Raw genomic sequence first — 19,881 nt, forward strand, 5'->3', positions numbered from 1 at the left:
CTCTTTTATTTTATGCTAGAAGGCTATAAAGGAAAGGCATTAGACTTTTTATCTACTTATAATGTTGATATTGGAGATGTTATAGAATTTCAGAAGAATAACTTGGTTATAAAAGGAGTATTAATGCCAAGTTATTCTAAAACAGATGATATTATATTAGTAAAGCTTGATAATGGATATAACGTTGGATTTTCCATAAATGGGATCTCTAATTTTAAAGTATTAGAGAAGAAAACTCCTACTAAATCCTCAGAAGTTTCAAAAAGCGAAAGTATAGAGAAAAGTGAAGTTAAGATAATTAGTACTGGCGGAACAATAGTAAGCAAAATAGAATATGATACTGGTGCTGTAAGACCAGCCCTAACAACAGAAGAAATAATAAATTTCATGCCAGAAATTAAGGAGATTGCAAAAATAGATGCAGAAATTCTATTTTCTATTCTAAGCGAAAATATGAAACCAGAATATTGGATTAAGATAGCTGAAAGTGCAAAGAAAGCATTAGATGAAGGAAACTTAGGAGTTGTTGTTGCTCACGGTACAGACACGATGGCATATACAGCATCTGCATTAGCTTTCTCATTCAAATCAATCACGGGTCCAATAGTCTTCGTTGGATCTCAAAGAAGCAGTGATAGACCAAGTAGCGACTCACCAATAAATCTTTACTCATCAATATTAGTTGCAAAAAATGCTCCTTTCGCTGAAGTAGTCGTAAATATGCATGGAGAAAGTTCTGATACTTATACGCTAGTACACAGAGGAGTAAAAGTTAGAAAAATGCATACTAGTAGGAGAGATGCTTTCCAATCAATCAATGATATACCTCTAGCTAAGGTGTTCTGGAGAGAAAAAGAACTTAAAATGATTAGGGATGATTATCAAAGTAGGAAAGATCACAACGAATTAGACGCTAAATTTGACGATAGAGTATTTTTGTTAAAATATTATCCTGGATTAAAACCAGATATAATTGATTATTTAACTTCTGCTGGAATTAAAGGTATAATAATTGAAGGTACTGGTTTAGGTCATACATCCTCAGACTTCTTTGAGGCATTCAAAAAAGCTACTAAAGATGGTATATTTATAGGAATGACTTCACAATGCTTATTTGGTAGAGTAAACATGAACGTTTATACTACTGGAAGATTATTACAAGACGCTGGGGTTACTCCATTAGAGGACATACTTCCGGAAACTGCGCTTGTAAAACTTATGTGGGTGCTTGCACACGAAACTGATTTAGATAAAATAAGAGATTTAATGCTGACTAATTTTGCAGGAGAAATTAACTATAGACACATACCAGAATACTTCCCCAGGTGGTTCCATGACAGAATTAGACTACAGTAAATTAGGGTTAAAAGTTGGTCTCGAAATTCACCAACAGTTAAATACACAGCGTAAATTATTCTGCAATTGTCCAACAATTCTAACTGAAGAATATCATACACAACTAGAAAGATACCTTAGACCCTCATTTAGTGAACTAGGAGAAGTTGATATAGCAGCGCTTTTTGAGTGGCAAAAAGGTAAAAAATATGTCTATAGAGTTTCACAGAACTCGTGTCTAGTAGAATGTGATGAAGAACCTCCACACATAATTGATAATGAAGCCTTAGGAATTGCTACAGCGATATCTTTAGCATTACACTCTACCTTAGTAGACGAAGTATACGTAATGAGAAAAATTGTAATAGATGGTTCTAACACCGCTGGTTTCCAGAGAACAGCTATTATAAGTATGGGAGGTTATATAGACGATAATGGACAAAAAATAGGGATACAAACACTTGCCTTAGAAGAAGATGCGTCGAGAAAAATTGTTGATACACCAAGTGAGACAATTTACACACTCGACAGACTAGGAATCCCTCTAGTTGAAATCTCAACTGCACCAGATATAAGAACTCCAGAACAAGCTGAAAGAGTAGCACTCAAAATTGGACAATTATTAAGACTGACTGGAAAAGTAAAAAGAGGGATAGGGACTATAAGACAAGATTTAAATGTCTCTATACAAGGTGGAGTAAAAACTGAAATAAAAGGAGTTCAATTACTAGAGTTAATTCCAGAAATAATTAAGAATGAAGCCAAAAGACAATACGAGTTATTAAAAATTAAAGAAGAACTAGAAAAAAGAGGACTTAATAAAGACGCTGTTAAAAACTCTTTTAAAGTCATTGATCTAACAGAAGAACTAAAAGATACTAATAGTAAAGTAGTAAAAAAAGAACTAGAAAAAGGAGGCAATATATACGGGCTTAAAATCTTAGGTTTCAAAGGCATATTTGGCTGGCAATTAATGCCAAATAGAAGATTTGGGACAGAAGTAGCTGATTATGTGAGATCTTTAGCTGGATTGGGAGGACTGTTCCATTCAGATGAATTGCCGAACTATGGAATCACAAAAGAAGAAGTAGAAAAAGTGAAGAAAATCTTAGAAATCAATGATAATGATGCTTTTGTGCTGATAGTCGGACCTAAGGAGAAGTTAGACCTAGCTACTACAACAATTCTTGACAGAGTTTTATACGCATTTGATGGAGTTCCAAAGGAAACCAGAGCCGCATTGGACGATGGAACAACTAAGTTTATGAGACCACAACCAGGTTCTGCAAGAATGTACCCAGAGACTGATATACCTCCAAGAAGAATAGACGAGAGAATATTAGCGTTGGCTGAAAAATTCAAACCAGAAGAGCCAGAAATAAAAATGAAAAAGCTACTTCAGCTAGGATTAAGCAAGGACTTAGCTAACCTCATTCTGAATAGTTTAAGATTAGATCTATTCGACGAACTTGTAAATAAATATTCTCCTAAAGTTTCCCCTACTTTCATAGCATCAACATTAGAGGTTACAGTAAAATATGTAAAGAGCAAAGGAGGAGATGTATCTGTTATAACTGATGATGTCTTAGAAGATCTAATAAGGTACGTTTATGAAGACAAAATTCCAAAAGATGCTGTACAAGAGATATTACTTGAGCTAGGGCTCAGTAAAAGACCATTAAATGAAATTATAAAAGAGTATTCACCTCTAGCTGATGAGGAGTTAGAAAAAATAATAATAGAAGTGATTGAGCAAAATAAAAAAGATATTGAAACTAAGAAAGATAAAGCATTTAATATAGTTATGAGTAAAGTTATGAGTAAAGTGAGAGGAAGAGTAGATAGTAGAAAAGTAGTTGAGTTAATAAAGAAATATTTAAGATGAAGAGTTACCCCCGAGACAGATAGGTGAAGAAAAGGCATTTGTCGGATTTTAAGATGATGAGCCTGACCGCTTATGAAAATTGATGATTTATTACTAAAGGTAGCCTCTGATTTCCCGATAAAGCAAGAAGATAAGATTGAACTTAAAGAAGACGAAAAAATACTATCTTTGGATCAAGCACCTCAACTCCTCTCATTACTCAACCCTAAAGAAATAGCATGGAATTATAATTCAGTTATTATAGGTCCTGATGGATCGCAAGTAGAAACAAAAGGCGAAAAAAACGATAAGTTGCTTTACTTTTTATCACCTATTTATGAACCCATTGCGATTGGATGGGACTTGAAGATCAACACTAGAAGTATAGTAAACATGATTTATGACTTACTTCCATGTAAGGAAGGAGAGAGCTACTTCAATCCTTCTTTTTGGCCTAGAGAGGATATTGAAGAAAATAAAAAGATAATAATGGAGAGCGGAGAAATAAATGAAAAATTAAGGCTTAGAAATGAAAAGGGAATGGAGTTTTATGAAAATGAATTAATATTAGATACTGGTTATGTTAATCCGATTTATACATACCTTAATCCATTTTTTATTTCTCAAAGTAAAAAGTACGAAGGGAAGTCGGAGTTTTTTAGTATAACGCTAAAGGAAACTTATACGTTGGTTGGAGATAATAAATTAGAGATTAAAAACGAACTAGGTAAAATAAGTGTGTCCACAAGAGGTAAAGTTGCACTACTAAGAACTTCTTCTTGGAAGGAAGCAAAACCATATGAAGTGGCATGGAACTTAAAAAACAGAATAGAGAGACTAGACTGTAAAATCCAATTTCCAATTTCTATTTATAAAATATATCCGAGCGAAATAATTCCGTTTTTCTTTAAGTATGAAAATAATAATTTAATTATAGGTTTAGCTAATTTAAATAATGTACCAGTTATTGCAAATATTATATTAGCTGCTAGAATAGAAGAGGCATACATATTATCTCCCCAAGGAACAGAGAGTGAAAAGTTAAATACAGAATTCGATAGAATAAAGATACCAATAAAAAGATTTGGAATAATTTTCATAAGATTAAAAATTAGAAAACTTTTAGAATCATTCCTCAAGAGAAAGATTATAAGTAGCTAGATTGTTCTCTACTATACAATGCGATAGTTTATAACCATTTTTATTAAGGACTTTTTTCCCTTCAGTACATAAAATACAATAATAGGAAGATAAAGAAGAGTCTTCCCTCCTAGCAACCTTGTTACTGAAACTATCTAAGAAATCCATGAATTCTTTATCATTTTTCAATAATTCTTTAACTCCAGTTCCTCTTCTTTTCTTTAAATAATTTTCTACCGCAGCAGGGGTTAATCCCATTAAATCAGCAGCTTTATAAATAGATAAATTCTTCTCCTGTACCAATTTTTCTGCCACTAATGCCCTAATAGCTGGTAAAATTTCTTTTACTGAATATTCACAAGGAAGTACCAATTGCATATAAACGCACTACAATAGAAATATCAAAAAATAAGAATAAAAATCTTATAGCTTATCCTTTAGTTCTAAAAAGGCTAAAAATCTCATAGTTCACAGGTTTTACATCCGCCAGAATATGTCTCACTAACTTCTACGAATTTTTGTTGCATTCTAAATGATGAAGGGACTAATTGTTGAACTTTCTTCTCCTCTTCTTTCTTTACCTCTTCTCTTTCCTTCTTTATGCCAAAGTAGATTACTTGCTGTGATTTAGACTTATCTCTGTACACAGTTACACCTTTTACGCCCAGCTTCCAAGCTAGTAAATACACCTTTTCAACAGTCTCTGGTGGCTCTTCGCTCCTCAAGTTTATAGTCTTTGATGTACCAGAATCGTTCCACTGTTGCCATGCTGCTTGATGTAATAAATGATACTCTGGTGCAACTTCATGAGCAGTCCTAAAGACTTTTCTCATACTCTTTGGCATGAATGGGTTATCTCCTATCATACCAGTTTCAGCAATTTTCTTTACAACCTCTGGATTGTCTAGCTCATACTTCCTCAAATACTCAAGGAAGAGTGGGTCAATCTCCATGAATTTACCGACAGCAACGCTTCTGATAAACGCAAGGGCAAAGAGTGGTTCAATAGAAGATGAAGTACCCGCAATGATTGAAAGTGTTCCAGTTGGAGCCACCGAAACGACAGTAGCATTTCTTAATCCGTATTTAATCCTATCCTCTTTTAGTCTGTCGAAATCTAGTTTATCAACAGTAGAAGTTATTTTTTTCACATAGTCAGATGGTTTTTCACTTGCTCCAACTATATTCAAAATTTCATCAAAACTCTTTGCACTCTCCCAGATGTCTTTGTACAGTTTGGAGTCATAAGCGGGGAATGAACCTTTCTCTTTAGCAATCTCAATTGACTCTTTGAATGCATGATAATAAATGAACTTTGCCAACTGATAAGATAAATACGCAGCGTCAATACTGTCATATGCTATTCCCAGTTTGATCAACATCCTTGCTAGACCCATAACACCTAGACCAGTCTTTCTAGTCCTCTTTGTAGCTTCTTCAATTTGTTTTAATGGATAGCGGTTTGCATCAATTACGTTATCTAGTAGTCTGATGGCATATTTGATTGTTTCTGCTAAACCATCCCAATCAATCTGTACTTTACCATCTTTCTCTATTACAAACTTTTCTAAGTTAATTGAACCTAAATTACAGCTCTCCCAAGGCAATAGTGGCTCTTCACCACATGGGTTTGTTGAGTTAATCTTCCCTAAGTACCATGTTGGATGTCTTCTATTTATCGTGTCTATAAAAAGTAAACCAGGGTCACCGCTATCCCAAGCACCTCTAATTATCTCGTCAAAGAGTTTTCTAGCATTAACCCATTGTGAAATTGCTCCTTCTTTCTCAGCAATTACTAAAGCCTCATCTACCGTGATGATCTTACTCTCATCTAGTGAAACTACACCATTATGTTCCTCTAACTCTGAAAGGATAACTTCTTGTACCCAGTCTTCTGTAATATAATCTCTTGCTTTTGTTATATAATACTCCCAATCCTTACCTGGAATTCTAGTCTTTCTAGGGTTTACTAGAGGTACAACGTCACTCCTCTCTACAGCTTGCATGAAGTAGTCATAAGCACCAACAGAAATGTTAAAGTTCTGTAATTGAGTATCCTTTAGTTGCCCAGTCTTAGCTTTTATGAAATCTTCAATATCTGGATGCCATACGTGCATTACACCCATATTTGCTCCTCTTCTTTTCCCCCCCTGCTTAACAACATCAGTGGAAACATCGAATATTCTCATAAAGGAAACGGGACCGGAAGCTACTCCAGCTGTTGAAGCAACAATATCACCTTTAGGTCTTAGCTCCGAGAAGTCAAAACCAGTACCACCACCCTGCTGATGAACAACTGCCATAGCCCTTAAAGCATCATATATTCCTTCTCCAGTTGGAGTGATCATAGAGTCTCTAACTGGAATCACAAAACAAGCTGATAGAATCCCAAGCCTAGTTGCACTATTCATTAGTGTTGGTGTATTTGGCAGAAACTTTAATTCACTCATTATTTTGTAGAAATTATTCTCTAACTGTTTAACTTCATTTTCAGACTTGCCATAGGAGAGATCTACTGATGATAAGAACTTTGCTACTCTCTTAAACATCATCTGTGGAGTCTCTATGTATCTAAGCGTATTAGGGTCTTTTAGCAAGTACCTTGCTTCAAGAACTTTTAACGCATTGTAAGATAGTAAAAGATCTCTTTCATCAAAGGAATTCCACTTACCTTTACCATAAACATGATTATATATTCTAGCCAAAACGTACTTCTTAGCCAAATCCATTAGCTCGGGGTGATCAAGAGAGTTCTCAATTAGATTCCTTTCTACTATATCCGCAATTGTCCTTGTGTCAATAGCATTATCTTTAGCATTTTGCGATACATCATTAAGTATACCATCAATTACTTCTGTTGGAACAGAACCTAATTTAGAAAGGATCTTATCAGCCTTAAAGTCTTCGACCTTACCTCCTCTTTTAAGAACCTTTAATTTCGATAGAGAGAGAATGCTAATATCAGCTTTTTGCATTTGTTATCATTAAAGATTTAACATAAAAATATATTAACACTCCATATAAAGAACTTGGTAATACCAAAATATATTTTGTCAAGGATTAGTATACTTTATAATTATCGAGGTAAAGAATATTATGTGGACCCGTAGCTCAGCCAGGATAGAGCGCTGGCCTGCGGAGCCAGCGATCCCGGGTTCAAATCCCGGCGGGTCCGCTATTTTCACATTCTTTGCAATGGTTTTATCCCAACCAAGCTTAAACCATTATATAGCACTCTTTCTACCCCTTTTACTATATGTAGCCTCAGCATTCTTTTACCCTCATCTGGCTCTTGTAAAACCCTTTCAAAATTATACCATCTATTAAAAGTATCAGATGTGTTTCTTAGAAAACCAAGTAAATCTTCTGGCCTTAGTTCATCTATGGCTTTTGATGAGATCTCAGGGAATTTTGCAATAAGCAATAACAACTTTCTTTTATCATCTACAATATCATTGAAATCAACCTTATTTACGTCAAGGGGCTCAGTACTCTTGCTTAATATGTTATATGCCCTTGCGTATGTATACTGTAAATAGGGTCCACTATTTTGTTCAAAATCTACAACGTTCTTTATATTAAATGAAACCGGTTTGTTTGCAGATACAGAAAGGATAACATATCTAATAGCAGAGTTAACTATATCCATTAAGGTGTTTAGATTTCCTCCTTTTTCCTTTATTTTATTCTCAGCAACCTCTTTCACTTCATCAATTATTTCGTCCAATGAAACAAATCTTCCTAGCCTACCACTCATTTTTATACCTTGCAAGTTGACCATTCCGTAAGAGTAATGAACTAAGTTTTCTGCAATATTCTTGAACCCTAAAAGATAGAGAGAAGCCCTTAATTGCATCTGAGGAACTGACTGCTGTTCGGCTATAACGTTTATAACTTTATCAGCAGAGAAAGTTTCAAACTTAAACAAAGTATATGCCATATCTCTAGTTGTGTATAAAGAAGTGCCATCTGATCTTACAAGAACTAAGGGCGGAAGCTCTAAGCCCAATGGTATATTTAGTTTCTCCCTGACCTCCGGATTGACATCTAATGATAAAGCTAACGTACCTTTATGCTGTTTCGCAAACTCAGAAGAAAGTGCTAACTTAAGTATACTGTCGACTCTTTTACTCCATAAAAGATCACTTTCATAATCAAAATTATCAAAACTTATATCAAGAGCTTTAAGACTCTCCTTAAAACCTTCTAGTGTCCAATTCACTAATTTTCTGATAGTATTAACAATCCTCTCATCCCTCCTACCTTCATAGTTCCTTATGATATCTTGGATTTTAGCTTCTACATCTTCGATTTTTACTATCTCGTCTGCAAGTTTATCGAAAATTTCAGGGTATTTTTCTCTCTGTTTTCCAGCTAAAGAAACTAACTCGTCCAGTTTTTGTATTTTTTCTCTATATTCTTCTTCCTTTTCTGGATGAAGTTCTTTTTTTAACTGATTTATTTCTATAAGAATGTTAGTAATTGCGTAAATTGCACCTATCCATTGATCAATTTTTACATCTTTAGGTGGTTCTGGTTCTCCAAGTAAAGTATAACCTAAAGTTAGTATTGCTACTTGTCTACCTGCATCATTAACGTAAAACCTTGTATTTACTTGATGTCCTCTAGCCCTTAACATTCTTGCTATCGTATCACCAAGTATTGCATTTCTTAAATGCCCTACATGTAGTGGATGAATAGGATTTGCACTAGTGTGCTCAACTACAATTCTCTTTGGAGAATCTATTTTTTCTATTCCATAATCTTCAGATAAGTTTGAAAAAATAAGAAGGAATAACTCTCTCTCATTTAAAATTGCATTAACATATATGCCAGTTTTCTTAATATCTTTTATAAGTTTCCCAGAAGGGAAGTCTGAAATGCTAAGCTTCTCCTTATCCTTTGTAATAGTTGGCAAAGGTAATGAAAGATCTCCCATCTGTTCCTTTGGAGGATATTCAATATTCTCATATACTTTATCTTCTGTTATACCTAGTCTATCAGAAAGTAACTTTGCAAACTCAACTTTAGCCTCTTTTATAGGATTCACAACAGAGCATAAGCCACTATCTTTATATCTTTTTCCCTTGACAAGTGGTAAACTATGAAGAGAGCAGAAGTATTAATAGTAGAAGATTTAAAAGGAGAAAGAAAAATGGACGATAAGAAAATGGCTGAAGTGCTAGAGAAGATAAAAGAAGCAGACCAGATAGTTATTAATAAGGTAACATTACCGACCGAAAATGAGGATGATGACTTACTTGGAGTACACGTAATAGTGAGAGAAGTTGCAGAAACGTAACGTATGCCCTTACTATAAATCTGGTTATTGTACTTCCCCCATGCTTGATACTCCGTCCGATGTGGTAACGAGTCCAAATAGATGCTTTAAGGATTTTAAAAGTTGTAGATTCTTTGTTGATTCAGAAGAAAAAAAGGAAGGCATAGAGACCTTTACGACGTCTGAAGAAACAGGTGAAGAAGTCAATTTTTACCCTAAAATAAACATTTTGGAAAAAGTACTAGATAGCGAATGTACCTATTTTCAATTAATTAAGACAGAAAAAGGATTAGTAGCATATTGTAAAGTTTTAAGGAGAATATTAACAGAGTCACAAGCAAGGCTATGTGAAACACAATGGAGAGATTGCCCATTCAAAAATTTAACCTAACTTCGCGTATCTACCGTCTTCTAGCATAGTGACCATATTTTTCTCTGCAAGATCAGAAAGAGCTTTCCTTATTTTATCTTCGCTAGCTATCCCAGAAAGATATGAATGTAATTCTTTTAAATTCATAGGTTTTTCTTTCAGTAAATCTAGGAGTATTTGTTTTAATTCCTCTTCATTAGGAGCAGTCATAACAACAACTTCTTTATCAGAATATAATACCTTGAGCTTGTTCTCAATTTTATTACTCGAGTCCTCCTCTTTCTCTCCAGCTTTTTTCTTCTTCTTAACGGACGCCATTATTTAAACCCTCACTATCTAACTTATAACAAGTGTTCAATACTTATAAATATTTTTGAAACATAGGACTTAAAATTACAGCTTTTATATGCCAGCATAATAATTATATTTTAGGCGAAGTAATTGAGCGAACCAGATTTTCTAAGGCATGTAGTAAGTAAGATATTAACCCCCGTAAGCCTAGATATGAGGCGATTAGATGAAGCTCAAAAACTTCTCGCTAAAGCTGAATCTAAGTACGGGTTCTCTTCTTATGGTGGAAACCCGGAGAAATTAGCAGACTTCTTATTAAGTCCAGACTTTACAAACTTATTTTTCATAATTGGAGTAGATTTAACTAAAAAATTACTTAAAACAGTTTATGATAGTTATTCGAGCCAAAAAGTAAAAGATGCAGCAAAAAAGATACTTGATGAACTTGACGGATATGATTCGTCAGAAGAAAGAAATCAAGTAATGATGTTTAAATAAAAATAAAAAATTATTACTCTAATGATGGGGTGCTAGACTCTCCTCCTTCTTCTCCCTTCTTTTCTCCACCTTTTCCTCCTGCACCACTCTTTAATGGAGCAGCAGATATTAAATCATCAATCTTTAATATTGCAGTTGCTGCTTCAACAGCACTCTTTAATACTTGAGATTTCACTCTTACTGGCTCTAATACATTAAGTGCTAACATATCATCTGCAATCTTAGCATCCATTACGTTGATTCCAGCATTTACTAATCCTTTAGCATGCTTAGCTCTCAAGTCCATTAATGTTTGTATTGGCTCCATTCCAGCAGTTTCAGCTAATATCATTGGGATCTCTTCTAATGCCTCTGCAAACTTCTCTATTGCTAATTGCTCTTTTCCGCCTACTGATCTAGCATACTCTCTAAGTCTTAATGCTAGCTCAGTCTCTACTGCACCACCACCTGCAACAATCATTGGCTTTAATAACACATTCCTTAATGCGTGTAATGCGTCATTAATGCTTCTTTCAGCTTCATCTAATGCCATATCGTTTGAGCCTCTCAAGAGGATGTTTACAGCCTTTGGATTCTTTGCCCCTTCAATGAATACCATCTTATCATTTCCTACTCTTCTTTCTTCTACAAGCTCAGCATAACCCAAATCTTCGGGTGTTGCATCTTTAATGCTACTTATTATTCTTGCACCTAATGCTTTCTCTAGCTTCTCAATGTCACTTCTCTTTACTCTTCTTACTGCAAGTATTCCTTTCTTTGCTAAGAAGTGCTGTGCAATATCATCAATGCCTTTCTGGCATATGACTACGTTTGCACCAATTGAGGCAAGTTTGTCTACCATTTCTTTTAGATACTTTGACTCTTCATCTAAGAATGCCTTTATTTGGTCTGGACTAGTTATACTTATTTTTGCTGAAATTTCAGGTTTCTCTACCTCAAGTGCAGCATCTAATACTGCAATCTTTGCTTTTTCAACTCTTCTTGGCATTCCAGGGTGAACAACTTCTTTATCGAGTACTAGACCGTGAACTAACATGCTATCTTCTATGCTTCCTCCTTTCTTCTTATCAATCTTTATTAGATCAAGAGGAACACTGTATCCGCCCTCTGGTAAGGGTTCGGCTACAATAGAAACTGCATCAATTACCATGTTCATTATCTTGTCCATCTCTTCTCCGCCAGCAACAAATTTGCTTGACATTGTAGTGTAGACAATTTTCTTTAACTGATCCTTTGTTGCAGGAGAGTTTAAGTTTGAAACATCTATTTTAGTAGCCATTTGGTCAATTAGCTCTAGTGACTTGCTTAGAGCTTTCTTATAACCTTCAATTATAATAGTTGGATGAATGTTTTGGTCAAGTAAATCATCAGCTTTATCTAGCAAAAGGCCTGCTAATACTACAGCTGAAGTAGTTCCATCTCCGACCTCTGCATCCTGTGCTTTTGCAGCTTCAACGAGAAGCTTTGCTGCTGGATGTTGAATTTCCATATCTTTTACAATTGTTGCACCATCATTTGTTATTGTTACGTCTCCAAAACTATCAATTAGCATTTTATCTAGTCCTCTAGGACCTAAACTGCTCTTTAACATCTCAGATAAAGTAACTGCTGCAAGAATGTTGTTCTTTAACGCGTCTTTCCCAGATGATCTTTGAGTACCCTCTTTTAGTAAGAGAACTGGTGCATTTGCCATAATTAACCACCGTTTCTGGTTTTGCATTAGAATCGCTTATATATAAATTTTTCTGTCATATTTTCATGTGATCAATTTAAGAGGATAAAAGAAAAATTAGTAGAATACAAATGACTCTTTGCCAGCGATGCAATAAGAGAGAAGCGATCACAGTAATAGGGGGAAGAAAACTCTGTGACTATTGTGCAAGAGACGAAATTGTAAAAAGGGTAAGGAAAGAGCTTTATGAGACTAAACAAATAAACTTTAATGATAAAGCGGTTATAATTACAGACAATCAGTTTAAACCAATAGCAGACTTAATGAAATTTATAATAGAAAAAGCATGCTATAAATGCAAATTAGAAGTTAATGAAGTTGAAATAGATACTAGTGATACTAATAATATAAATGATATACTATGGAAATTAATTATTGAAAGTACAACAATTCCCAAGAAGAAAATTTTACCATTTACTTCTGATTTTCTATTATCATATATGATATATAGCATATCTGTAAAAGACTCAAACTATTTGAGCTTCTCTTCTCCTCTAGTTACATTTAATGATAAAGTATTTATTATACCTTTCTTCTCTACATCAGTTTTAGAATTAAAAGGTTTTGCAGAGATTAAAATGAACTGGAAAGATGAAACATTCGCCAAAATATATTCGTGGGCTAATTCCTATCTGAATGATAATTATGAGCTTTTCCATACATTTTACACCTCAATAAAACTATTCGAAAAGAAAAAATGTAAGTATTGTAATGCTTTCATTGACGAGGGGGATTATTGTCAACGCTGTAAGAGGATTTTAACTTCTCTTTCTCCTCCTTATTAAGGACGATCTCAAAAACTAATGGATTATTTTTAGGCATTTTACTGGGGGGTGAAATACCCTCCCATGAATAATAAAAATAACCAGAAGACAATATTTCCTTAAAACCGTCTTTATCAGTTTTAGCATATTCAGTAAGTAATTCTATTATATGAATTTGCTCTTTAAGTTGTTTCATTGATATAACATATTTGCAAACATAACAGGAAAAATCAGGCATAATTGCATTAAATTTACACTTAGGACACTCTATCGGAGAATTTATTCCAAATCTAGCCCAGGTTGCTCTTAGGAAATCTATCAGATCGTTTCTGTTCCTTTTAACCAACTCTTCATAAAGTGTGGGTGCCAGATCCTTAATTGCAGTTTTGACGTTATAAACAACGAATTCCAATTGGTCATCAGTAAGTTTACTTACTTCCTTTATTCTAAGTAATTTCATTGCAATAAATTCCATAAGAGAGTCTCTATTTGCTTGAAGTCTGTTTATAATTGTCCTAACTTTTGGTTTAGTCTTTACTTGGCCTACAGCACCAGCAAAAGGCTCTTTTATTAACTCCTTATATTCGTCTCTTTCCAAGTTCAAGTAAGCTAAACCTAATGAATTGATGACCTCATCTAAATATTCTTCTATTAGTTCATTGGGATCCACATATTTTTCTTTCTTTGTAGATTTCTTTTTCTGAGTTCTAGTTTCTCCTTGTTGCTGCTCTTCACTTTTTTTCTTCCTGGGCACTTATCTGATCCCACTAAACCATTTGAGCTAGATCTAAAAAGTCCATCGGAAGTAATTTTTTCTTTTGTGTAATCTCATTATATTTTTGATCCAAATAACCTAGGAATATAGGGCAATTTTCATATCTGCCTTCTCTTGTACATTTTTCACCCAATGCTAAGAAACACTGAGAAGACTTCTTATCAAAATAAGGACACAACTTGTAATAAGTTTTTGCACTTTTTATCATCTTTTCTATCCACTGCTTCTTATGATCTTTCTTTTCTGCCTCTTTCTCAGCTTTTGCTAACACTTTATTCATCTCATCTTCTGAGATCTTGGAAGACTTCGTAGATTCAGACAATACACTACACCTAGTTTAAACTTAATACAAAATACTAATATATATTACTACTACTACTCTCTGTCACTAAACAAGGTAAATAGTAATAATCGGTTTGTATAAAGTAAATTAAAATAACGTCAGGATACTAAAAACAAACCGAAAAGTAGTAGTAGATATTAACAATTAGATATTATGTCCTTTACTTTTTGCGTAAATCCTATTCTAAAACCGAGCTTAGGATCGTGATATAGGTAAACAATTCTTTTTGTTTGAAGCTTCCTCAATACTTTAATTAACCAATCAAATTCAGCTCCAAATTCTTCTTGAATTTGATCCAAATAAACGTATGTAGAACCCCACTGTTTGTACTTGCTTAGCAAAAATGAAAGTAATTCTTTCTCCTCCTCATCTAACTTTTCTAGTATAGGTGAGAGACACTCCGTTAAATCTGATTTTTGTTGTTTTTTGTTTTTGGTACTTGTTAAGTCGCCAATAAACGACAAAAATTCTTTTCCTTCTTTGTTTTGTTTTGTTGATTCTTTGTTATTCATTGTCTGCTTAACATTTTCATTAAGTATTTGTTTTGCAAAAGTAAGATACTCTGCAAATTTCGAGTTATTCTTCCCTTCTAGTATCTCTTTAGCTAAGTCCTCTCCTTGTCTTGATAAGTACCATCTACCTGCCTCTTGGTACACTAACCCTTTTTTCCTCCAATAACTCAAATAGCTACTAACATATTTAGTTTCTAGACCTAAATTGACAGCAATTTCTGACGTTCTTAAGGGCCTAGCAAGAAGTAGAACTAGTATAGCATCCATTAATTTTGATCTAGGCCCAGTCTTAAGCTGTTTCTCCTCAGCAACAGTAATGTCTATGTCAGCATCTTCTTTTTTCATCAGAATATATACGGTGAACAAAAATATAATATGGTTGGTTTCTTATTCCCTAGGTATTCTCATTAGCTACTGCCCTGGTATTATTACATGTTTTCATTGCAACAAATTCATTATATCCTACAATGATTTTATATACACCTTGAAGTTTTTTATCTATGTCAGGGTCTCCACTATCAATTCTAATGCAATCTATTGTATTTAATTTTTCTCTTGTAGATACTACAATTATATTATCTTTCTTAATCTTTTTTAGCAATTCTGGACCAATCTCTTGATTTCCTCGACCTATGATAAATCCTTGTTTACCAATTGGGGTTAAGATTAAATTTAACTCCCCAGTCAAATTTAATAAATCGTAGTAATTAGCAGAACTCAGAACAAGTTTCTTTCCATAAGTTACGTCTATAGATAAGAAATTTGTCTCATAACCCAGTTTTTTAAGAATGTATTTTACTGTACTTCCACTACCAAAAATATAGTACTTATCATCTTTCATGTTATCTATTACATAATCAGCTATCTCTTCGAGCTCATTTTCTTCACTCTTTACTTCTTCTTTGCTTGGGGTTAGATATGTTGAGTATGTTATAGTCTTAGCTACACCATAAAGTCTTACATCGTAAAGTCCTTTCCTATATTTTTCTTCGTCAATGTCCAATATCTCAGTTTCCACTATCGAGGCTTCTCCGTTCAAAAACTTAGAAAGAAGTATTGCAGCTGCTTCTGGGGTATTTGCAAAAACTCCACTGTGCATTTTCACCCCAGAAGGAATTCCAAGTAAAGGAATCTTGTTAGATACAACTGAGTAAATATCTCTTGCTGTACCGTCTCCTCCGGCAAAGACAATGATGCTACAATTTTGTTCAAGGAATTTTCTACTAGCATAAAGTGTATCCTCTCTTGTTGTTCTCTCAATATTTCCTACTTCTATTGTTTGGGTTATGAAGTCTTTTGTGAAATATATTTCTCCCATTTTACCTTTAGGTGTGACATATATTACATCTTTGGGTGCTAATTGTAAGAATCTTTTTACCTTTAGCGGTGTTTCGGGGTTTTCTATATATAAATCATCGCTTCCTTTATGCCCAATTCTCCCTCCACTGCCTGCTATAGGATTTACTAAAAATCCTACTTTATTCACTAGTTAGAATTGCTAATGTTATTTTATAAGCTAGATGGAGGTCTTGTGGTTCAAAAATCACTATTAAATCATTGATCTTATTTTCTTTTCCTAACTTTTCTCTCATTTCATCTTTTAATTTCTTTATTTCTTCACTCTCATCAAAAGTTTTGGGTGGTAATTCAATTTTCCCTTCCTCGTTTATTACAGCAATAATTGTGTGATCAGCACCTTGTTTTATAATTAAGTCTCTTAAGTTAAGTAAACCTGTTCTATCAAGTATCGCTTTTCCATTCCTAACTATTATTGCTTGGCCTTTCCAGCCTAAAGTAGATAAGTTGACATCTTCCATTATTTTAGCTCTGTTACGAAGGTTTAGTAAAAGTTTTCTACCATTTTCTGTAATAAATATACCAGCTACTTTATCTATACTTATAAGACCTAGTTCTTTTAGTCTTTTTATCATAGTCCTTGTAGAAGCTTCAGTCAAAGACAGTTTTTTCATTAAGAGATGTCTTCCTATAGGCTGTTCTCTTTCTATTATAGCAAGAGCTAATAATACATGAGCATCATCGAAATTCGGCTTATTACCTTTCTTTGGTAAAGTTACTTTTGATAATATTGATAGCTCTTCCACATTTTTAAATAAGAAGTCCAAAATTTAAAATATGTTAAAAGGAAGAAGCCTTTTATGCCTATTGGATTTTTCCAAACAAGAAATAGAAAAAATGATGGAAATATCTTTTCAAATGAAAAACAATTATTTAACTAGGTCAATACCAAGAAGTTTAGAAGGAAAAGTTGTGGGAACGCTCTTTGAGAAGACAAGTACTAGAACTAGAGTAAGTTTTGAAACCGCTGTAAAGCTTTTAGGTGGACACCCCGTTGTATTGAATAAGTCTGAGTTACAGTTAGGGAGAGGAGAACCAATAGAGGATACTGCTAGAGTTTTAGGACGATATCTAGATGGAATTGGAGCTAGAGTTCTCAAGCACGAGAGCTTAGAAATATTGTCTAAATATTCGAGTAAACCTATTATAAATTTGTTAAGCGATTTATCTCATCCTTTGCAGGCTTTAGCTGATTATATGACAATTAAAGAAAAATTTGGTGAATATAGTTCGGTTACTTTTGTAGGTGATGGAGGAGACAATGTTTTAGTTAGTTTAATGAGCTTTGCTGCCAAAATGGGCTTATCAGTAAAAGTTGCAACACCTAAACAATTAAAACCTAAGGAGGAGATATGGAAAAGGATAGAGGAAGAAGCGGAAAAAAGCGGAGCGATAATTGAATTTTATGAAGACCCGTACGAAGCTGTAAGAGGTTCTAAAGTGGTGTACACAGACGTATGGGTTAGTATGGGACAAGAAAATATAGCTGAGAAGAAGAAGGAAATGTTAAAGGATTACAGAGTTTCTGCAGACTTAATGAGGTATGCAAGTAAGGATGCAATATTCATGCACTGTCTTCCAGCAGTTAGAGGAGAGGAAGTTGATAAAGAGGTAATAGACGGTCCTCAGAGTGTTGTATGGGACGAAGCAGAAAATAGACTATATATTGCTATGGGTGTTCTATCTCTACTTCTTTAAAAATTCGTCAATAGTTTTTTGGGTAACTAGCTTCTTAATGCTTTTGATCTCTAGTAAGTTTACTTTTGCTTTTAACTTGGAGTTTACATAATTTAATGCCTCAGTAAGAGTATCGAGTTTTATGTAAGATGAGAATGCTCTTTTTACTGTTTCTCTAATGTGCCAATTCCCTACTGGAGCGTAATAGTCACTAGTTATTTCCCTAATTATTATTACTCCTGCCTGTTTTCTCATTTGATACAAGTTTTCTATCGTTGCGAATCTTGCGGCCATATAACCACCATCTAGAAAATCATACTCTCCCCAATAATCTTCCGAAAGGTCACTTACTACGAGTTCATTAGCCCACAGAGACAGCGGATGCCAAATTTCTACCCAAACAGACTTGTATCTTGAAGGATAAAGGATTATATGAAAATAGTTACCAAGATAAGAGTTATAATATACTCTAGTTTCATTTAGTGTATCGAAGTTTCTGATCTCTTTAAGTAAGCTATTTCCTAGAGCTGTATCTACTGCAGTTATTGACCATCTTGTAGGAACTATTTTCTTATTTTTCTTCTGACCTAAAAGACCTAATGAAAGGGCATTAATTAACGTGTAGGTATCTTGACCATCCTTATAAAGCTTAAGTATTGCTTCTTGTGCCTTTATATCATCAAATATCAACTTGTCAAGAGTTTTAGGTATTTTAGGATTTTCATTGACTTTTATATCTTTAGCATTCAATGAAGGTCCTCTGGGTAGCAATATTCCGTCAAACTTTAGTTTTGGGACTACGTTTTTTGTTTCACTTATAACTTCTGAGAGTACCGGTTTCTCTGATACTGCAGTTATCGAAATTTCTTTTTCATATAGCTTTTCTGGCTCATCCACTTTAATGCCAGAAAATATTGAAGAAATCATTGAAGTTCTAAGGGACAAGATATCGCTAAGGCCTTTCTTACCCCACCAACCTGTGGGGTTTTCATAGTCTTTTGCTTCCTCTCCAGTAACAGATGGCGGTACGTTATAGATAACTGAGACCTTAGGATAGTTTTTCTCCCCAATAACTATACTTGGAGGAGTTGCTCCTTCAATTTTATCATTATTTATAATTTTAGACACAGTTACTGCTACGTTTCTAAACCTATCTAAGATTGGGCAAGAGGGCAAACCACATAAATATTTATAACCTTTACATTTTACACAAAGCTCAGCTGGTATTTTTCTCAATTCTTAATTTCCTCAATATATACCATTTAGCAATCTCAAACTTAGCCTTTACTGTTAGTCCTACGCCAACTGCTTCTATTCTGTTCTTTCTTATACAATCAAGAATTTCATCCACATTAAACTCAGTTATATTAACAGCATTGTAAGCGGAGCCTAATGCATATTTTACGTGTGAATCACTATTTGCTAGTCCGGGCAAGTGAAGTTTTTCTGAGGCCTCTCTGGCTTTTTCATTAGCTTTTTTTGGAGCCTTAGAATTAAAAATTTCAATCGCGTCAAATCTATATTCAAAGACTTTATCTCCAATCCCTTTTCTGAAAATATCAAATGGATGTGAAGGAAACACTATACAGCTGTTCTCTTTTGCATAATCTACCAGCTCCGGTAATCTATTAGGAGGAGAAGGAGGAAAATTACATAGAATTACTACATGACCGAACTGTGTAGTTACCTCTTGTCCAGGTATAATATGATGTCTGTCTTTAAAAACAAAATGAGCTTTAGATGTATCATGATCTGTTATTGCTAATCCGTCTAATCCAATTTTTAAGGCATAGTTTAGCATTGTTTGAGGGGATTCTTTACCATCACTATAAAAAGTATGTGTATGAAAATCAATTTTTAGCATTAAATGTACCCTAATTCTCTCATTACTTCTACTGTTAATATAGTTATACCTGCAGCCCCCCTAATCAGATTATCCCCTA

At 34.1% G+C, this 19,881-nt stretch carries 20 protein-coding genes and 1 tRNA gene; 9 read left to right on the forward strand and 12 right to left on the reverse strand.

The window, feature by feature from the left end:
* Positions 1-12 precede the first annotated feature (12 nt).
* The 3 genes from gatD (at position 13) to AC3OCB_RS08460 (ending at position 4,360) form a co-directional block, all read left to right on the forward strand.
* A complete protein-coding gene (gene gatD / locus AC3OCB_RS08450; protein ID WP_498341934.1) occupies positions 13-1,356 on the forward strand; it encodes a Glu-tRNA(Gln) amidotransferase subunit GatD in 1,344 nt (447 codons plus the stop codon).
* Positions 1,334-3,220 (forward strand): Glu-tRNA(Gln) amidotransferase subunit GatE, encoded by a 1,887-nt coding sequence (gatE, locus tag AC3OCB_RS08455; RefSeq protein WP_498341935.1) that lies wholly within the window; start codon positions 1,334-1,336, stop codon positions 3,218-3,220. The genes gatD and gatE overlap by 23 nt, the downstream gene beginning before the upstream one ends.
* 72 nt (positions 3,221-3,292) lie before the next feature.
* Complete coding sequence (locus tag AC3OCB_RS08460) at positions 3,293-4,360, forward strand: hypothetical protein (protein ID WP_498341936.1); 1,068 nt, start codon at positions 3,293-3,295, stop codon at positions 4,358-4,360.
* Here AC3OCB_RS08460 and AC3OCB_RS08465 read toward each other — a convergent pair.
* A complete protein-coding gene (locus AC3OCB_RS08465; protein WP_498341937.1) occupies positions 4,328-4,717 on the reverse strand; it encodes a transcriptional regulator in 390 nt (129 codons plus the stop codon). The genes AC3OCB_RS08460 and AC3OCB_RS08465 overlap by 33 nt on opposite strands.
* Before the next feature lie 83 nt (positions 4,718-4,800).
* The gene (locus tag AC3OCB_RS08470) at positions 4,801-7,314 is read right to left on the reverse strand and encodes an adenosylcobalamin-dependent ribonucleoside-diphosphate reductase (RefSeq protein ID WP_498341938.1); all 2,514 of its coding nucleotides are present in this window, start codon (positions 7,312-7,314) and stop codon (positions 4,801-4,803) included.
* A 125-nt stretch (positions 7,315-7,439) separates the two neighbouring features.
* Between AC3OCB_RS08470 and AC3OCB_RS08475 the strand changes: the two genes are divergently transcribed.
* Positions 7,440-7,514 (forward strand) — tRNA-Arg (locus AC3OCB_RS08475).
* Positions 7,515-7,520: 6 nt separating this feature from the next.
* Here the strand turns inward: AC3OCB_RS08475 and AC3OCB_RS08480 are convergent.
* Positions 7,521-9,389 carry an arginine--tRNA ligase gene (locus tag AC3OCB_RS08480; protein ID WP_498341939.1) on the reverse strand — a complete coding sequence of 623 codons (1,869 nt, stop codon included), beginning with the start codon at positions 9,387-9,389 and terminating at the stop codon, positions 7,521-7,523.
* 54 nt (positions 9,390-9,443) lie between these two features.
* On the opposite strand from AC3OCB_RS08480, the gene AC3OCB_RS08485 reads away from it, so the two are divergent.
* Complete coding sequence (locus tag AC3OCB_RS08485; RefSeq protein ID WP_498341941.1) at positions 9,444-9,641, forward strand: hypothetical protein; 198 nt, start codon at positions 9,444-9,446, stop codon at positions 9,639-9,641.
* Entirely contained in the window at positions 9,628-10,011 is a 384-nt protein-coding gene (locus AC3OCB_RS08490) for a hypothetical protein (protein WP_498341942.1), read from the forward strand. Before AC3OCB_RS08485 ends, AC3OCB_RS08490 begins: the two co-directional genes overlap by 14 nt.
* Here AC3OCB_RS08490 and AC3OCB_RS08495 read toward each other — a convergent pair.
* Positions 10,003-10,308: a hypothetical protein gene (locus AC3OCB_RS08495; protein ID WP_498341944.1), complete on the reverse strand. Its 306-nt coding sequence runs from the start codon at positions 10,306-10,308 to the stop codon at positions 10,003-10,005. The two genes, AC3OCB_RS08490 and AC3OCB_RS08495, sit on opposite strands and share 9 nt — an antisense overlap.
* Positions 10,309-10,431: 123 nt before the next feature.
* Here AC3OCB_RS08495 and AC3OCB_RS08500 point away from each other — a divergent pair, with 123 nt between their 5' ends.
* A complete protein-coding gene (locus AC3OCB_RS08500; protein ID WP_498341945.1) occupies positions 10,432-10,779 on the forward strand; it encodes a hypothetical protein in 348 nt (115 codons plus the stop codon).
* A gap of 13 nt (positions 10,780-10,792) precedes the next feature.
* On the opposite strand, the gene thsA is transcribed toward AC3OCB_RS08500, so the two are convergent.
* Positions 10,793-12,472 (reverse strand): thermosome subunit alpha, encoded by a 1,680-nt coding sequence (thsA, locus tag AC3OCB_RS08505; RefSeq protein WP_498341946.1) that lies wholly within the window; start codon positions 12,470-12,472, stop codon positions 10,793-10,795.
* Positions 12,473-12,582: 110 nt separating this feature from the next.
* On the opposite strand from thsA, the gene AC3OCB_RS08510 reads away from it, so the two are divergent.
* Positions 12,583-13,296 carry a hypothetical protein gene (locus tag AC3OCB_RS08510; protein WP_498341948.1) on the forward strand — a complete coding sequence of 238 codons (714 nt, stop codon included), beginning with the start codon at positions 12,583-12,585 and terminating at the stop codon, positions 13,294-13,296.
* Here the strand turns inward: AC3OCB_RS08510 and AC3OCB_RS08515 are convergent.
* From AC3OCB_RS08515 to AC3OCB_RS08535, 5 genes are all read right to left on the reverse strand, one after another.
* The gene (locus AC3OCB_RS08515) at positions 13,229-14,029 is read right to left on the reverse strand and encodes a hypothetical protein (protein ID WP_498341949.1); all 801 of its coding nucleotides are present in this window, start codon (positions 14,027-14,029) and stop codon (positions 13,229-13,231) included. The two genes, AC3OCB_RS08510 and AC3OCB_RS08515, sit on opposite strands and share 68 nt — an antisense overlap.
* A 13-nt stretch (positions 14,030-14,042) precedes the next feature.
* On the reverse strand, positions 14,043-14,330 hold the full coding sequence (locus tag AC3OCB_RS08520) for a hypothetical protein (protein WP_498341983.1): 288 nt from the start codon (positions 14,328-14,330) through the stop codon (positions 14,043-14,045).
* A gap of 200 nt (positions 14,331-14,530) precedes the next feature.
* Complete coding sequence (locus AC3OCB_RS08525) at positions 14,531-15,250, reverse strand: replication initiator protein WhiP (RefSeq protein WP_498341950.1); 720 nt, start codon at positions 15,248-15,250, stop codon at positions 14,531-14,533.
* 49 nt (positions 15,251-15,299) lie between these two features.
* On the reverse strand, positions 15,300-16,391 hold the full coding sequence (locus AC3OCB_RS08530; RefSeq protein ID WP_498341951.1) for an ATP-NAD kinase family protein: 1,092 nt from the start codon (positions 16,389-16,391) through the stop codon (positions 15,300-15,302).
* A complete protein-coding gene (locus AC3OCB_RS08535; protein ID WP_498341952.1) occupies positions 16,384-17,007 on the reverse strand; it encodes a DUF4443 domain-containing protein in 624 nt (207 codons plus the stop codon). The genes AC3OCB_RS08530 and AC3OCB_RS08535 overlap by 8 nt, the downstream gene beginning before the upstream one ends.
* A gap of 31 nt (positions 17,008-17,038) precedes the next feature.
* On the opposite strand from AC3OCB_RS08535, the gene argF reads away from it, so the two are divergent.
* Positions 17,039-17,959: an ornithine carbamoyltransferase gene (gene argF / locus AC3OCB_RS08540; protein ID WP_498341953.1), complete on the forward strand. Its 921-nt coding sequence runs from the start codon at positions 17,039-17,041 to the stop codon at positions 17,957-17,959.
* On the opposite strand, the gene AC3OCB_RS08545 is transcribed toward argF, so the two are convergent.
* Both AC3OCB_RS08545 and AC3OCB_RS08550 read right to left on the reverse strand, forming a co-directional pair.
* Positions 17,948-19,174 (reverse strand): Nre family DNA repair protein, encoded by a 1,227-nt coding sequence (locus AC3OCB_RS08545; protein ID WP_498341954.1) that lies wholly within the window; start codon positions 19,172-19,174, stop codon positions 17,948-17,950. The genes argF and AC3OCB_RS08545 overlap by 12 nt on opposite strands.
* Positions 19,155-19,802, reverse strand: a complete 648-nt coding sequence (locus AC3OCB_RS08550) for a CehA/McbA family metallohydrolase (RefSeq protein WP_498341955.1) — start codon at positions 19,800-19,802, stop codon at positions 19,155-19,157. Before AC3OCB_RS08550 ends, AC3OCB_RS08545 begins: the two co-directional genes overlap by 20 nt.
* Positions 19,803-19,881: the final 79 nt, after the last annotated feature.

It is taken from the genome of Sulfurisphaera sp., from assembly GCF_059755235.1.